Origin of the sequence: Pseudomonas sp. 31 R 17 (genome assembly GCF_900004915.1) — a bacterium.
GTDB lineage: Bacteria > Pseudomonadota > Gammaproteobacteria > Pseudomonadales > Pseudomonadaceae > Aquipseudomonas > Aquipseudomonas orientalis_A.
On record NZ_CVTN01000078.1, the window covers coordinates 107021 to 119500 of the forward strand.

12 protein-coding genes and 1 pseudogene are annotated in these 12480 nt (G+C 62.2%); 5 read left to right on the plus strand and 8 right to left on the minus strand.

The window, feature by feature from the left end; translation table 11 throughout:
• Positions 1-23: 23 nt before the first annotated feature.
• The 3 genes from BFP89_RS21440 to BFP89_RS21450 all read left to right on the plus strand — a co-directional run bounded on the left by BFP89_RS21440 (position 24) and on the right by BFP89_RS21450 (position 4975).
• Positions 24-1979 (plus strand): acetoacetate--CoA ligase, encoded by a 1956-nt coding sequence (locus BFP89_RS21440; RefSeq protein WP_065887461.1) that lies wholly within the window; start codon positions 24-26, stop codon positions 1977-1979.
• Positions 1980-2118: 139 nt separating this feature from the next.
• The gene (locus BFP89_RS21445) at positions 2119-4656 is read left to right on the plus strand and encodes a hybrid sensor histidine kinase/response regulator (protein WP_065887462.1); all 2538 of its coding nucleotides are present in this window, start codon (positions 2119-2121) and stop codon (positions 4654-4656) included.
• Positions 4657-4699: 43 nt separating this feature from the next.
• Positions 4700-4975, plus strand: coding sequence for a peptidylprolyl isomerase (locus BFP89_RS21450; protein ID WP_057010175.1), 276 nt, complete (start codon positions 4700-4702; stop codon positions 4973-4975).
• 38 nt (positions 4976-5013) lie between these two features.
• Here the strand turns inward: BFP89_RS21450 and BFP89_RS21455 are convergent, their stop codons facing one another.
• The 8 genes from BFP89_RS21455 to BFP89_RS21490 form a co-directional block, all read right to left on the minus strand.
• Positions 5014-5919: a sugar kinase gene (locus tag BFP89_RS21455; protein ID WP_065887463.1), complete on the minus strand. Its 906-nt coding sequence runs from the start codon at positions 5917-5919 to the stop codon at positions 5014-5016.
• Between the two features lie 109 nt (positions 5920-6028).
• Entirely contained in the window at positions 6029-7237 is a 1209-nt protein-coding gene (locus tag BFP89_RS21460) for an amino acid deaminase (protein WP_065887464.1), read from the minus strand.
• Between the two features lie 9 nt (positions 7238-7246).
• Positions 7247-8011, minus strand: a complete 765-nt coding sequence (locus tag BFP89_RS21465; protein WP_065887465.1) for an IclR family transcriptional regulator — start codon at positions 8009-8011, stop codon at positions 7247-7249.
• Between the two features lie 169 nt (positions 8012-8180).
• On the minus strand, positions 8181-8570 hold the full coding sequence (locus BFP89_RS21470; protein WP_010210958.1) for a RidA family protein: 390 nt from the start codon (positions 8568-8570) through the stop codon (positions 8181-8183).
• A gap of 15 nt (positions 8571-8585) precedes the next feature.
• Complete coding sequence (locus tag BFP89_RS21475; RefSeq protein WP_065887466.1) at positions 8586-9368, minus strand: amino acid ABC transporter ATP-binding protein; 783 nt, start codon at positions 9366-9368, stop codon at positions 8586-8588.
• The gene (locus BFP89_RS21480) at positions 9365-10027 is read right to left on the minus strand and encodes an amino acid ABC transporter permease (RefSeq protein ID WP_065887467.1); all 663 of its coding nucleotides are present in this window, start codon (positions 10025-10027) and stop codon (positions 9365-9367) included. Before BFP89_RS21480 ends, BFP89_RS21475 begins: the two co-directional genes overlap by 4 nt.
• An 11-nt stretch (positions 10028-10038) precedes the next feature.
• Positions 10039-10701 (minus strand): amino acid ABC transporter permease, encoded by a 663-nt coding sequence (locus BFP89_RS21485; protein ID WP_017737242.1) that lies wholly within the window; start codon positions 10699-10701, stop codon positions 10039-10041.
• Between the two features lie 52 nt (positions 10702-10753).
• Positions 10754-11602, minus strand: a complete 849-nt coding sequence (locus BFP89_RS21490; protein ID WP_065887468.1) for a transporter substrate-binding domain-containing protein — start codon at positions 11600-11602, stop codon at positions 10754-10756.
• 278 nt (positions 11603-11880) lie between these two features.
• On the opposite strand from BFP89_RS21490, the gene BFP89_RS21495 reads away from it, so the two are divergent.
• Entirely contained in the window at positions 11881-12129 is a 249-nt protein-coding gene (locus tag BFP89_RS21495; protein WP_065887469.1) for a hypothetical protein, read from the plus strand.
• 70 nt (positions 12130-12199) lie between these two features.
• A pseudogene (locus BFP89_RS29780) lies at positions 12200-12469 on the plus strand (thioredoxin family protein); the annotation flags it as partial.
• Positions 12470-12480 lie beyond the last annotated feature (11 nt).

Sequence of the window (12480 nt, forward strand, 5' to 3'; positions counted from 1 at the left end):
ATATAAGAACAAGAGATCTCGCTATGTCCGACATCCTTTGGCAACCCTCCCCCGAACGCATCGCCACCACGCGCATGGACCAGTTCCGACGTTTCATCAATGCTCGCCACGACGTGCGGCTCAGCGACTACCCCGCCCTGCACCAATGGAGCATCGACCAGCGCGCGGACTTCTGGCAGGCCATCGTGGCGTTCTTTGACGTGCACTTTCGCAGCCCACCCAGCGCCACGCTGATCGAAGGGAGCGAAATGCCCAGCGCACAGTGGTTTCCCGGCGCGACATTGAACTTTGCAGAGCACTTGCTGCGCAGACGCGACGACCACCCTGCCGTAATAGCCATCAGCGAAGACGGCCAGCGCGAACAACTGACCTACGCCGAGTTGGCCGCCCACGTGGCCGGCCTGCAAAACAGCCTGCGCGCGGCCGGGGTCGGCCTCGGTGACCGGGTGGCCGCGTGCATGCCCAACACCTGGCAAACCCTGGTCGGCATGCTCGCCACCACCAGTCTCGGGGCGATCTGGTCGTGCTCCTCGCCGGATTTCGGTACTCAGGGCGTCATCGACCGATTCGGCCAGATCGAACCCAAGGTGCTGATCACCTGCGCCGGTTATCGCTATGCCGGCAAGACCCTCGACCAGAGCGCCAAGCTCAATGAAATCCTCGAACGGCTGCCGTCCCTGGAGCAACTGATCATCGTGCCCTACGCCCGCCCGCAGGCGCAGGTCGGCGACTACCTCACCCAGGCCCGGGTCAGGCTGTGGAACGACGTCTACCAGGCTGGCGGCGAGCCTGAATTTGTCGCGGTGCCGTTCGATCATCCGCTGTATATCCTCTATTCCAGCGGCACCACCGGCGTGCCCAAGTGCATCATTCACGGCACTGGCGGCGTGTTGCTCACCCACCTCAAGGAACATGGCCTGCACGCCGACCTGTCCCGTGAGGACTGCCTGTTCTACTACACCACCTGCGGCTGGATGATGTGGAACTGGCTGGTGTCGGTGCTGGCGATTGGCGCTACGGCGGTGCTGTATGACGGCTCGCCGTTCCATCCCGGCCCCGAGCGTTTGATCGACCTGATCGATGCGGAAAACATCAGTGTGTTCGGCACCAGCCCCAAGTTTCTCGTCACCCTGGAGAAAGCCGGGCTGCAGCCACGCCTGAGCCACCACCTGAGCAGCCTCAAGGGCCTGATTTCCACCGGTTCGCCGTTGTCGCCCCAGAGTTACGACTATGTGTACCGCGAGATCAAGGGCGAGCTGTGCCTGTCGTCCATGTCCGGCGGCACCGATATCGTCTCCTGCTTCGTGATCGGCAACCCGGTGCTGCCGGTGCGCCGTGGCGAAATGCAGTGCAAGAGCCTGGGAATGGCCATCGAAGTGTGGAACGACCAGGGCCGGCCGCTGCTGGGCGAAAAAGGCGAACTGGTGTGTACCCGGCACTTTCCGGCCATGCCCATCGGGCTGTGGAACGATCCACAGCAGCACAAACTGCGGACGTCGTATTTCAGCCAGTTCCCCGGCGTGTGGGCCCAGGGCGACTATGCCGAGCAGCGCCCCAATGGCAGCCTGCTGATCCACGGCCGCTCCGACGCGGTGCTCAACCCTGGCGGCGTGCGCATCGGCACCGCCGAGATTTATCGCCAGGTGGAAAAAGTCCCCCAGGTGCTGGAAAGCCTCGCCATCGGCCAGCGCTGGCAGGACGATGTGCGCGTGGTGCTGTTTGTGCGCCTTGACCACGGTGTGCAACTGGATGAGGCGCTGGAGCAGCAGATTCGCCAGGTGATCCGTGCCAATACCACGCCGCGCCATGTGCCGGCGAAGATCCTCGCGGTCTCGGATATCCCCCGCACCATCAGCGGCAAGATCGTCGAACTGGCAGTGCGCAACGTCGTGCACGGTGAGCCGGTGAAAAACACCGATGCGCTGGCCAATCCCCAGGCGCTCGAGCAATTTCGCGACCGCCCTGAGCTGGCTGGATAGATGAAAGGTTTCAGCGCTGACGCGGCGTTTTTGAAAAAATCCAAAAATGCATGCTATTTTCCGAGGTAGCCACCCGTGGTTCTCTCTAGGGATAATAGGTGTTGTCTTTTTTTCAAAGCGTCAAGCGCAGGGCTTTTTCATGAATGGAACATCCACCGGTAGCGAGGCCGCTGCACTGATCGAGCGGCTGGACTGGGCGCAAAGCCCCCTCGGTGATGCCAGTGGCTGGCCGCAAAGTCTGCGCACCGCCGTGGATATCGTGGTGCATTCGCCCATGCCGATGCTGCTGCTCTGGGGCGAGCAACTCATCCAGCTCTACAACGATGGCTTCGCCCTGCTGGCCGGCAACAAGCACCCCGACGCCCTCGGCCAGCCGGTACACACCACCTGGCCGGAACTGCAGGGCTTTGCCGCGCCGATCTACGACGCGGTGCTCGGTGGCCAGGTGCGGACCTTCAGCGAGCAATGTTTCGTGCTGCAGCGCAACCAGCGCGACACTGAAATCTGGCTCGACCTGACCTACAGCCCGGTGCGCGATGAAAGCGGCCGCGTGGCCGGCATCCTGGTCACCGCCATCGAAACCAACGAGCGGCGCAGCAAAACCCTCGAACTGCAGCAGCGTTCCGAAGACAGCCTCAAGGCCCAGCACAGCACCGAGCAGCGCCTGCAACTGGCACTGGCGGCGACCGACGCGGTGGGCACCTGGGACTGGGACATCGGCGAAGATCGCTTTATCGCCGACGCGCATTTCGCTCACTTGCATGGCGTCGACCCGAATGACGCCGGCCTGTTGCCCATCAGCGCCTACCTGCTCGGCGTGCACCCCGAAGACCGTGGCACGGTCACGCGCAGCATCAAGCACTGCATCACCCATGGTACCGAATACGCCGAGGAATACCGCCTGCAGCAAGCCGACGGGCAGGTACGCTGGGTGTTTGCCCGCGGCCGCTGCTACAAGGACACGCACGGACGGCCGGCGCGGTTCCTTGGCGCCGCGCTCGACCTCACCGAGCGCAAGCACACCGAACAGGCGCTGCGTCAAAGCCAGACCGAGCTGCAACTGATCATCAACGCCATGCCGGTGTTGATCGGCTACGTCGACCACGAGCAGCGCTTTCGCCTGAACAACAGTGCCTACCTCGACTGGTACGGCCAAACACCGCAAGAGCTGTACGGCAAGACCATCCGCGAAGTCATCGGCGACGACGTATACGCCGGACGCGCCGACAAGATCGCCGCCGCACTCAACGGCAAGGCGTGCAGTTTCATGACCGTCACGCCGCACCGCGACGGGCGCGCGCGCCATGCCTTGATGAAGTACCTGCCGCGCTTCAGCAACGACGGCTCGGTGAACGGTTTCTACATCTTTGTGATCGACGAGACCGAACGCAAACTTACCGAAGAAGCCCTGCGCCATCTCAACGAGAACCTCGAAGAACGCGTGGCCCAGCGCACCCAGGCACTGGCCGAGGCCAACCAGCGCCTGCAGAATGAGATGTTCGAACGCGAACGGGCCGAAGACGCCTTGCGCCACGCGCAGAAAATGGAAGCGGTGGGCCAGCTCACGGGCGGTATCGCCCACGACTTCAACAATATGCTCACCGGTATCATCGGCAGCCTCGACCTGATGCAACGCTACATTGCCGACGGCCGCAGTGAGGACATCGGCCGCTTTGCCGATGCCGCCGTGACGTCCGCCCACCGCGCCGCCGCCCTTACCCACCGGCTGCTGGCGTTCTCACGGCGCCAATCGCTGGACCGACGCCCCACCGATCCCAACCAGCTGGTGGCGTCCCTGGAGGATCTCTTTCGCCGCACCAAGGGCGCGCATATCACCCTCACCGTGCAGCTTGGCAAAGACATCTGGCCGGTCAACACCGACGCCAGCCAACTGGAAAACGCCCTGCTCAACCTGGTGATCAACGCCCGCGACGCCATGCCCGACGGCGGCGAACTGCTGATCGAAACCGCCAACAGCTATCTGGACGGCACGGATATCACCACCCTGGAGCCGGTCAAGGCCGGCGACTACGTGATGCTCGGCGTGCGCGACAACGGCAGCGGCATGGCGCCGAAAATCCTGGCCAAGGCGTTCGACCCGTTCTTCACCACCAAACCCATCGGCCAAGGCACCGGCCTGGGCTTGTCGATGATCTACGGCTTCGCCCAACAGTCCGGGGGCCATGTGACTATCCAGAGCGAGCCGGGCCAGGGCACGTGCGTTCGCCTGTACTTGCCGCGCCTGCATGGCACCGCGCTGGAAAGCAGCCTGCCCGCCAGCCTGGGCGAAGCCCCGGTGGCCCTGGCCGGAGAAGCCGTGGTGGTGGTCGAGGATGACCCGGCGGTGCGCATGCTGGTGGTCAATGTACTCGACGAACTGGGCTATACCGCTCACCAGGCGGCGGATGCCCGGGCCGCGCTGCCGCTGCTGGAGTCGGACTTGCGCGTGGATTTGCTGGTAACCGACGTCGGCCTGCCGGGCATGAACGGCCGGCAACTGGCGGAAATCGCCCGCCAGCATCGTCCTGGCCTGCGCGTGCTGTTTATGACCGGTTATGCGGAGAAAGCCGCTGAACGCCAGGGCTTCCTGGAGGACGGCATGGACATGGTCGCCAAGCCATTTTCCATCGACCTGCTGGCCACCAAAATCCGCAGCATGATCGGCGTCGAGGCCTGAGTTCAGGCATAATCGCGCGCCGTCGAAGACCTGGTAGAGATCAATGAAAGCCCAAGCCCGTCATATCCTGGTGAAGACCAGCGAAGAAGCCGAACAGCTCAAGCAGCGTATTGCCAAGGGCGAAGCGTTTGACGTGCTCGCCAGGAAATACTCCACCTGCCCGTCGGGCAAGCGTGGCGGTGATCTGGGAGAGGTGCGGCCCGGGCAGATGGTAGGGGCGATCGATGCGGTGATCTTCAAGAAGCCGGTGAAGGTGGTGCATGGGCCGATCAAGAGCAAGTTTGGCTATCATCTGGTGCAGGTGTTTTATCGGGATTGATGGGGTTGGCTTGCCCCCGATCCGCCACAGGCGGCCATTTACCTCGGTATCAGCGCCCCCGGCACCTGAATCACCCGACTCGCCAGCCGATGCCCCGCCAACGCCGCCGCTTGCGGCGAGCCGCCCTTGAGCCGCCCGGCCAGGTACGCCGCACTGAACGAATCCCCCGCCGCCGTGGTGTCCACCACCTTCTCCACCTTCAATGCCGGCACGGCAAAACGCTCCCCCGCGCAACGAATCAAACATGCATCCGCCCCGCGCTTGAGCACCACCTCGGCAATCGCTGGATAGGCCGCAAACACCTGCTCGCTGTCCTCATAGCCAAACAGCGCGCGCTCGTCATCCTCGGTCAACAAGGCGATATCCACTTCGGCCGACACCTTGCGATAAGCCTCACGCGCCGCGTCCACATCGGCCCATAGCCGTGGCCGGTAGTTGTTATCGAACACCACCTTGCCGCCCCGACGGCGGGTTAGCACCAGGGTGTCCAGCAAGCGTGCGCGCCCAACCTCACCCAGCACCGCCAGGGTGATGCCGCTGAAATACACCAGGTCATACTCCGGCAACGCCGCCAGGATCGGCTCGGCCGCAGGCGTGGTGAAGCAATCGCGCACGGCCGCTTCGTTGCGCCAGTAGAGAAACTTGCGCTCGCCATTGGCATCGGTCTGGATGCAATACAGGCCCGGCAGGCGTCCGGGCAGGCGCTGGACCATGCCCAGGCCAATGCCCTCGGCTTGCCACTGCGCGCACATTGAGTCGCTGAAGCTGTCGTCGCCCAGGGCGGTGACATAGTCGACGCTGCCGACATCCCCCAGTTCGCGGCGCAGGTACACGGCGGTGTTCAGGGTATCGCCGCCGAAGCTCTGGTGCAGGCTGCCATCGGCGCGGTGTTGCAGTTCGATCATGCATTCGCCGATAAGGGCGATGCGCGGTTTGGTGGTCATGGCTGATTTCTCGGTGGGGCTGATGGCCTCATCGGGGGCAAGCCCCCTCCCACATTTGGAATGCATTCCCCTGTGGGAGGGCGCTTGCCCCCGATAGGCGCGACTCGGTCTAGAAGCAGGTACGCAGGGTCTCGATCACCCGCAGTTGCTCATCCACCAGGCAACCCACCTGCCACTTGTCGAACGTCAGGCAGGGATGGGAAGTACCCAGCGAAATGATGTCGCCAATGCGCAGTTCAACCCCCGGCGCCACGGTCATGAACGCATGCTGGTCCATCACGGCGGTCACCTGGCACGCGCTCACATCATCGCCCTCGACCGCCACGATGCCGGCCTTGTAGCGCTTGAGCGGCACCGGCAGACCGGCGTCGTAGGCCACGTCGCGCTTGCCCAGGGCGATCACCGCAAAGCCAGGCTCGGGCAACGATTGCACATGGGCCCAGACTTCCAGCGCCGGGCGCAGGCCTTCGTCGAGGTCGCTGCGACGGTCCAGCACACAGCATTGCGCTTGCTTGTAGATGCCATGGTCGTGGGCCACGTAGCTGCCTGGGCGCAGCACGCTGAGGAAGCGCCCGGCGGCATTCTGTTGCTCGAAGGATTCAGCGATCAGGTCGTACCAGGCCGAACCCGACGCGGTGACGATTGGCTTGGGCAAATCAAAGTAGCCGTTGTCTTGCAGGTCCACCGCCAGGCGCACCAGGCTGGCGGCGAAGTCACGGATGCCGCTGATGGCGTGCTCGCCGTGGATCACGCCTTCGTAGCCTTCGATACCGGTCAGCGCCAACGCAGGTTGAGCCTTGATCGCCTTGGCCAATTCGCGCACTTCCTGCTCGCTGCGGCAGCCGCACCGGCCACCGACCACGCCGTACTCGATCATCACGTTCAGGCGCAGGCCACGGGCGGCGAAGAACAGGCCCAGGTCTGCGACGTTGTCCGGGTGATCGACCATGCAATGAAAGTCGAAATCCTGATCGGCCAGCAGGTCGGCAATCAACGCCATGTTCGGCGCGCCCACCAACTGATTGGCCATCAGCACACGGCGCACGCCACCGGCATAGGCGGCGCGGGTCTGCACGGCGTTGGCCAGGGTGATGCCCCAGGCTCCGGCAGTGATCTGACGCTGGAACAGGGCGGGCATCATGCTGGTCTTGCCGTGGGGCGCCAACTGCGCGCCGCTGTTGCTGACAAAGTCCTGCATCCAGCGAATGTTGTGCTCCAGGGCTTCGCGGTGCAGCACCAGGGCCGGCAGGCTCACGTCGCGGACCAGATGGGCGCCGATTGCGGCGGCGCCTTTTTCAACGGCATTGAAGGCAGACATGGGAAATTCCTATTCGGTGATGCGCCGGGCCAGGCTGTTGGCGCTGTCGATCAGCACCCGGCGATAGTCATGGTAGTTTTTGCTCGCATCGGCCCGAGGGGCAACGATGCACAGCGTCGCGATGCTGATGCCCTGGGCGTCGCGCACCGGGGCGGCAAAGCAGTGGGTAAAGGTGTCGGCCACGCTGTCGAAGGAGAAGAACCCGTCGAGGGTGGCCTGGCGGATCTGTGCCAGGAAGGTCTCCAGGGGCAGACGCAGGCCATCCGGCAGGATGAAATCGTCGGGGTCGATCAGGTCGATGATCTGCCGGTCGCTCAAATGCCCCAGCAACAGGCGCCCGGAAGCGGTCCAGGGGATCGGCGCGTTTTCACCGATATCCGACGAAATCCGGAAATGCCGCTGGCCTTCGCGCATCAGCGCCACGGTGTACTTGCGCCCGTTGAGCAGGCACATCTGCGCGGTTTCGTGGGTTTGACTGACGATTTCCTGCAAGGCGTGGTCGGCCTCGCGAGTCAGGTCGAAGTGGCGCAGGTGCGCCTGGCCGAGGAAATACAATTGGCGCCCGAGGTAGACATGACCGTCCTTGCCCACAGTTTCCAGGATGCGCCGTTCAAGCAGCGAGGCGACCAGTTCATAGACCGTGGACTTGGGGCTGCCGATGCCACTGGCGATATCATTCGGGCGCAGCGGCTGGCCGACTTCCTTGAGAAAATCGAGGATATCGAACGCACGGTCCAGGCCCTTGGCGCGGCGTTTGATGGTGTCTTCGGTCATGGCGGTTCCGGTCCGGTCTTGGGTGTGTGCTGCACAGTGATCCCCTGTGGGAGGGGGCTTGCCCCCGATAGCGGTGTATCAGTAACAGATGTATGGACTGACATACTGCAATCGGGGGCAAGCCCCCTCCCACATTTGATCTTCAGTGGGCTTTAAGAATGGGGCCAATTTAGCCCTTTTTCTTGTAGGCCACGCAATCGATCTCCACCTTGCAATCGACCATCATGTTCGCCTGCACGCAGGCCCGCGCGGGGGCGTGTTCCGGGGTGAAGTATTCGCCGAACACCTTGTTGAAACTCCAGAAGTCCCGTGGGTCTTCCAGCCACACGCCGACACGCACCACGTCTTTCAATTCGTAGCCGGCCTCTTCAAGGATCGCCACCACGTTGCGCATGGTCTGGCGGGTTTGCTCGATGATCCCGCCAGTGATGATTTCGCCGTCCACCGCAGGCACCTGGCCTGAAACGTACAACCAGCCGTCCGCTTCCACTGCGCGGGCGAAAGGACGTGGCTGGCCGCCGCCGGCTGTACTGCCGGCACCGTAACGAGTAATGCTCATAAAATAGCTCCTTGATTAAAAACGAATGTTCTTGAGAAATTCCGCCAGTCGCGGCGACTGCGGGCGTTCGAAAATATCCTTGGCGCTGCCCTGCTCTTCAATGCGCCCCTGGTTCATGAACACGATCTTGTCCGACACTTCATAGGCAAAGCGCATTTCGTGGGTGACCAGCAACATGGTCATGCCCTCCTCCGCCAGTCCCTTGATCACGCTGAGCACTTCGCCTACCAGCTCCGGGTCGAGGGCCGAGGTGACTTCGTCGAACAGCATCAGGCTGGGGTTCATGGCAATCGCCCGTGCAATCGCCACACGCTGTTGCTGGCCGCCGGACAACTGACCGGGGAAGTGATTGCGACGCTCCAGAAGTCCCACGCGGTCGAGCCATTTTTCCGCGAGCGACACGGCCTCGTCCTTAGGCATTTTCTTAACTTTCAACAAGCCCAACGTCACGTTCTGCAAGGCGGTCAAATGCGGGAACAGGTTGAACTGCTGGAACGCCATGCCAGTCATCGCGCGGTGTTGGGCGATCACGCGCTCGGGATGACGCACGCGCTTGCCGGCCACGTCGCTGTAACCGATGGACTCGCCGTCCAGGGTAATCTGCCCGCCCTGGAATTCTTCCAGCAGGTTGACGCAACGCAACAGGGTGGTCTTGCCCGAGCCGCTGGAGCCGATCAGGGTCACCACGTTGCCGCGCTGCAGGCTCAGGTCGACACCCTTGAGCACTTCCAGTGCCCCGTATTGCTTGCGCAGGCCACGAATATTCAGCAGCGGTTCGATTGTTTGAAGTTGATTCATGGCAAGGCCACCCGCTTTTCAATGTAGCGCCCGAATATTTCAATGGCGTAGTTGATGACAAAGAACATGAAGCCTGCGAACAGGTAGAACTCCAGGGTCATGAAGGTGCGTGCGATGACTTGCTGGGTGCTCAGCAGCAACTCGGCCACGCCGATGACCGAGAGCAGGGTCGAGGCCTTGACGATTTCCGTGGAGGAATTGACCCAGGTCGGCAGGATCTGCCGCAGCGCCTGGGGCAACAGCACGTAGCCCAGGGACTGGTAGAACGTCAGGCCAATCGCCTTGCCCGCTTCCAGTTGCCCACGGGGAATGGCCTGCAGCGCACCGCGCACGATTTCCGCGACGTGGGAGCCACAGAACAGCGTGAGCCCGACGGCGCCGGCCTGGAACGCGCTGATCTGCCAGCCGAGCGCCGGCAGCATGTAGAAACACGCCAACACCAGCACAAACACCGGCGTGCCGCGAATCAGGTCGACATACAGACGAAACGGCGCACGCATCCAGAACTTGCCGTAAGTAAGCACCAGCCCGGCGAAGATGCCGATCAGGGTGCCGAAGATAATCGCCAGCGCCGAGCAGTAGATGCTGGTCTGAAACCCTGCCCACAGCGTCTCCCGGGCAATCCACACTTCATGCAGCCAACTGGGGGATTCGTACATGGAAACCCTCCTTAACGACGGATCGCCAGACGCTGTTCCAGGTAACGGAGCAGCATGGCAATGAGGTAACAGGCAGCCACGTAGAGCGCGGTCGTGACCAGCCAGGTTTCAATCACCCGGTAGCTTTCGACGTTGATCTTGCGGGCGTAGTAGGTCAGCTCCGGCACCGCAATCGCAGCGGCCAGGGAGGTGTCCTTGAACAGCGAGATAAAGTTGTTCGACAGCGCCGGCAGCACGTTGCGCAGCATCACCGGCACGGTGATATAGGCGCGGATACGCCACTCACCCAGGCCAATCGCCAAGCCGGCTTCGCGCAGGCCCTTGGGAATGTTCAACAGCCCGGCGCGGAACACCTCGGTCAAATAGGCTCCGGCATACAGCGACAGGGTAATGATGAACGACGGAATTTTATCCAGGCGAATCCCCAGCGACGGCAAGGCGAAGTAGATCAACAGGATCAACACCAGGATCGGCGTGTTGCGCACCACCGTCACGTACACCGAAGCGAAGATGCGCAACGCGCGGTGCCTGGAGAGCATGGCAAACGCCATCAGCAGGCCGATCACGCAGCCGATCGCGATCGACAGCAGGGCCAACTGCAGACCCAGGCCGAGGCCCGCCAGCAAGGTGTCGAAATCACGCCATACGGCGGCAAAGTTCAACTGATAGTTCATGGTCGGCACTACCTGAATGGGGCGCCATCAAGCGCGCCCCGATTGTTGCGGATCACTTGAATTCCACAGGGAAACCAATCGCCGGCTCCGGCAGGTCAACGCCGAACCATTGCTTGAACGAGGCCTTGTAGGTGGGGAATTCGACGCCGGTCATGGCTTCATGCAGCGCGGTATTGACGAAGTTCAGCCAGTCCTGGTCGCCACGCTTGACCGCACACGCGTAGGTCTGCGGGCTCCAGGCGTAGGTCGGGCTGCGATAGCGGCCAGGATTTTGCACCATCAGGTATTTGACCGAGGACTGGTCGGTGGCGGCGGCATCGGCGCGACCGGAATTCACGGCCTGGTACATCAGGTCGACGCTGTCGTACTGGTCGACCTTGGCCTTGGGCAGCGCCTGGTGCACCAATTCCTCGGCATACACGTTCTGCAGCACGGCCACGGTGACGCCATCGCCCGCCGCCTGCAGGTCTTCGATTTCCTTGTACTTGCTGGTGTTCGGCAGCAGCAGGCCGACGCCCTCGCGGTAGTACGGCAGGGTGAAGGCCACTTGCTGCGCACGGCTGGCGGTGACGGTGATGAACTGGCAACTCATGTCGACCTTGTCGGTCAGCAGGTTGGGAATCCGCGCGTCGGACGACTGCACCACGAACTCGACCTTGCTCGGGTCATTGAACAGGCCCTTGGCGACGATGCGGCCAATGTCGATATCGAACCCCTGCAACTTTCCATCCGCTCCCTGGAAGTGCCACGGCGCATTGGTACTGCCTGTACCCACGATCAGATGCCCACGCTTGAGCACATTGTCGAGTTTGCTGTCCGCCGCCTGCGCGAGGCTGGCGACGCACGCCGAGGCGGCGAAGAGAAAAACACACGCTTTGAACACGGAAGGTCGGTGATGCATGACAAGCACTCCAGGAGATGTGTATTCCGCTATACCGGAACTTGGTATGTAACAACGGAATAGATAGCAGAAAGTGTGCCATAGGCTTTCAGGGAAACATACGCACGAGGGAAATTGTTTATGGATCAGCAGGATAGCGATTGAAGAACGCAGCGGCGTTGCGCCTTCACCTGATCAGGCTGCTACCGGTTGCCCCACAACGGTGTTACTGCGCACCAACTGTGCACCGTTGGGCTAACCTGTAGAACGAGCAAGCCCCTACATGGAGGAACCCCCGGATGAAATTGAGCCTTGGCCTGTTAATGCTGTGCTATCTGGTGGCCGGCAACGCGCTGGCGAGCAACGACCGCCGCGACTGCAAGGAACAACTGCGCAAACTCAAGGAAGCCTTCGACACCAACTACACCAGCCAGAATCACCATGCCTACCGCGAGGCCAAGGCGTCCCGTGACAATGAGGAGTACCGCAAGTGCGCCAACCAGGCGCGCAAGGCCCGGGAGCGGCTGGAGCGTCAGCCGGACCTGTGAAGGTTGACAGTAGACGCCGATAAACCATCGGCCTAGCGTTGGCAAAAAACGCTGGCCGAGGGACGTCACCATGGGTATCGCCAAGGACGCTATTGCAACCAACGAGCAGTATCAGTCGATCGTCAGGTCCGCTCCAATCGTATTCATACTGTTTGTTTCAGAGACCTGCCCTGGATGCGGCCCTGCAGCCGAGCGCTTTGAAGCGGTTGCACGGCATTACAAAACAGTGAAATGCCTGGTGGTCGATATCGCAAAAACCCCCAGGTTGCCAGGCGTGAGAGCGACACCCACCCTTGTCCCGCACGTCAATGGCGAGATCAAGGAATTCATCGAAGGGCTTGGCCCCCAGGC

Bases quoted from the DNA above. Each gene is read 5' to 3' on its own strand.
- BFP89_RS21440 (WP_065887461.1), top strand. From the start codon at position 24: ATGTCCGACATCCTTTGGCAACCCTCCCCCGAACGCATCGCCACCACG.
- BFP89_RS21445 (WP_065887462.1), top strand. From the start codon at position 2,119: ATGAATGGAACATCCACCGGTAGCGAGGCCGCTGCACTGATCGAGCGG.
- BFP89_RS21450 (WP_057010175.1), top strand. From the start codon at position 4,700: ATGAAAGCCCAAGCCCGTCATATCCTGGTGAAGACCAGCGAAGAAGCC.
- BFP89_RS21455 (WP_065887463.1), bottom strand. From the start codon at position 5,919: ATGACCACCAAACCGCGCATCGCCCTTATCGGCGAATGCATGATCGAA.
- BFP89_RS21460 (WP_065887464.1), bottom strand. From the start codon at position 7,237: ATGTCTGCCTTCAATGCCGTTGAAAAAGGCGCCGCCGCAATCGGCGCC.
- BFP89_RS21465 (WP_065887465.1), bottom strand. From the start codon at position 8,011: ATGACCGAAGACACCATCAAACGCCGCGCCAAGGGCCTGGACCGTGCG.
- BFP89_RS21470 (WP_010210958.1), bottom strand. From the start codon at position 8,570: ATGAGCATTACTCGTTACGGTGCCGGCAGTACAGCCGGCGGCGGCCAG.
- BFP89_RS21475 (WP_065887466.1), bottom strand. From the start codon at position 9,368: ATGAATCAACTTCAAACAATCGAACCGCTGCTGAATATTCGTGGCCTG.
- BFP89_RS21480 (WP_065887467.1), bottom strand. From the start codon at position 10,027: ATGTACGAATCCCCCAGTTGGCTGCATGAAGTGTGGATTGCCCGGGAG.
- BFP89_RS21485 (WP_017737242.1), bottom strand. From the start codon at position 10,701: ATGAACTATCAGTTGAACTTTGCCGCCGTATGGCGTGATTTCGACACC.
- BFP89_RS21490 (WP_065887468.1), bottom strand. From the start codon at position 11,602: ATGCATCACCGACCTTCCGTGTTCAAAGCGTGTGTTTTTCTCTTCGCC.
- BFP89_RS21495 (WP_065887469.1), top strand. From the start codon at position 11,881: ATGAAATTGAGCCTTGGCCTGTTAATGCTGTGCTATCTGGTGGCCGGC.